The sequence below is a fragment of the Streptomyces sp. NPDC088812 genome (assembly GCF_044750285.1).
GTDB lineage: Bacteria > Actinomycetota > Actinomycetes > Streptomycetales > Streptomycetaceae > Streptomyces.
The window spans coordinates 1-2169 of the sequence record NZ_JBIVJP010000061.1 but is presented as its reverse complement, the minus strand read 5'-3'; the positions used below and the strand labels follow the sequence as shown (position 1 = coordinate 2169).

Here is a 2169-nt window from a genome sequence, read left to right as displayed (position 1 = left end):
AGAATTACACGTTGGGCCTCATAAGGGATATCGGAAAGGCTCCTGATCCCAAGATCGGACAAAAGGATTGCCATTTGGCTAAGAGCGCTGCGCATTTCTGATACTTCATTACTGAGTCCTCCAGGCCGCTTCGACAAGCCCTGAAGCTCAAGCACATCTCGCGCGCCCAGTGGGATTCCGGCCGCAATAGCTAAGAACCTAATTAACAACTCATCACTCAGACCCTCTAGGGATGTTCCCTGGAACTCTTCAATAATACTCCGGAACGTCTCCTCCAAATCAAAGCGCGACTGCCATGTCAATGCACGGACAAAATCAACGGAGGACAGGGGCGTTCCGCTGCTATTAACGCGCCGAAAGACTTCCACCACATCAGGAAGTTCTGCATTGGACAGTGTGATGATGGGAATTTGATAGTCCTGGAATGTTGAGTATAGATCGAGGGCCCGAGGGAGGATTTCCTCTCCATCTGGCAATGGTGCCATATTGGCCTGCACTGAAAGAAATCCTCGGCTGTCGAAGAGCGAACTCATGGGCACATTCCATGGCTGGAGATCCGCCTCCATGGACGAATGGAAAAACTTCTCCTGACGGGTATCGTAATGCACTTGATAAACAGGGTCGCTATCGGGGTTCTTCAGACAGCCATAGAGACTGGACAACCTCTGGGCTCCATCGAGGATTACTTCAAAACTCTCCAAGTCTTCTGCCGGCTCGGGAAATGTCGCTGTTCGGTACCCCGAAAAATATTCAGCCTTCTTATTCACCCGCCAAGTCAAGACGCTGCCAATGGGATACCCTTTCTTGATGCTTTCTAGAAGCTCCAGCACATCCCTTTCGCCCCAAACGAAGTGCCGCTGGAAGCGGGGAATTCTCAAAGCTGTCCTGTCAATATGCCTAAGAACAACATTCAAATACTGGGCACGCGGCTCAGGATTCTCCATCTTTTCACACCCCTTCAGATTTGGCGGATGCCGCCTCTAGCTGTCGTCTTAGCCGGACAATTGAAGATTCCATATAATGCAAGGTATGTCCAAGGTATGAAGCTTCGAAGTCTGGAGACTCAAACATCCATGCCAGCTTTCTTTTTTTCTCCGCCGAGATCTGCCCAGTGCGCTTAAGCTCGTATAGAAGATGGGTCAATTCGCCGAGGGTGTCTTGCAGTTTGGTAAGTACCTTTATTTCAAGCGCAACTTGCACATCGCCGTCTATAGCTTGGATTGGCAAGATAACATATAAATGCCGCGCGTGGTAGCCTGAATCTTTGGCGTGATACCGCCAGAACCAGGGCAGGCCTTGTTTTTTGGCTTCATCTCTTATTCGCTCGCTAACTTCCACAACACCGTCAGCGAATGGCAGGACAAATTTGGTCCGTAGCAGGTCATCGATATAATTATGGACATTTAGTGGCGTGATCCACTCAGCACCTTCTCTGAGGTGATCTTTATTCGCCTGGTCCATTATTGTTTGCAACACCGGGGGGGATGGAACTCCCGTAGCCTGGGCGCAAGGATTCTCTTTCACGTTCATTCTGTAGAGTTTGTCAATTACAGAACCCCAGGATTTAGGAACAATCCGGAATGCAGATTCTCCACTTGCCCAAGAATCTATCGCTTGAATCTTCTCCGCTACTCGCTGCCCGGCCAATGACTCATGGAGGTCCGTCAAGTAGTCGTAGAAAGAAGACTGATTTACTTCAGTTTGAGCTACAGTAATGAACTGATTGAAAGCCTGCTCATGAGTTGCAAAGTCGATCAAGGTGGCCTCTTTAAGAGCGCCAAGCATTTCTTCGTGGGCTCCTAATGGGCTTGGATCAACGAGCGGCGGATGGCCGCTCAAACTCTCGTCTTCCATTCTTGCCACCCCTTCTCCTCAGCACAACATTCTTTTGCACGAGGGATTATCGAAGCATGACTATGAGGTAACCTACTCTGTGATTCGAGAGGCATTCCCGCATCACCTAGAACCCGCCACTCCCCCCACCATCCTGTGCGAGGTTGCTGAACCGACTGTAATGCCCCTGGAACCCCACCACAATGGTCTTCGTGGGTCCGTTGCGATGCTTGGCCACGATCAGGTCCGCCTCGCCGGCGCGCGGGGACTCCTTGTCGTACACGTCCTCGCGGTGCAGCAGGATCACCATGTCCGCGTCCTGCTCGATCGAGCCCG

The 2169-nt window shown here is 51.1% G+C and carries 3 protein-coding genes; all 3 read right to left on the bottom strand.

The window, feature by feature from the left end; genetic code table 11:
- The coding region (locus tag ACIP67_RS43155) for a DUF262 domain-containing protein (protein WP_401700187.1) at nt 1-944 on the bottom strand (944 nt) is incomplete at its 3' end.
- Between the two features lie 4 nt (nt 945-948).
- Complete coding sequence (locus ACIP67_RS43150; RefSeq protein ID WP_350746313.1) at nt 949-1863, bottom strand: hypothetical protein; 915 nt, start codon at nt 1861-1863, stop codon at nt 949-951.
- A 97-nt stretch (nt 1864-1960) separates the two neighbouring features.
- Nucleotides 1961-2169: DnaB-like helicase C-terminal domain-containing protein (locus ACIP67_RS43145; protein WP_401700185.1), on the bottom strand; the 209-nt coding region annotated here is incomplete at its 5' end.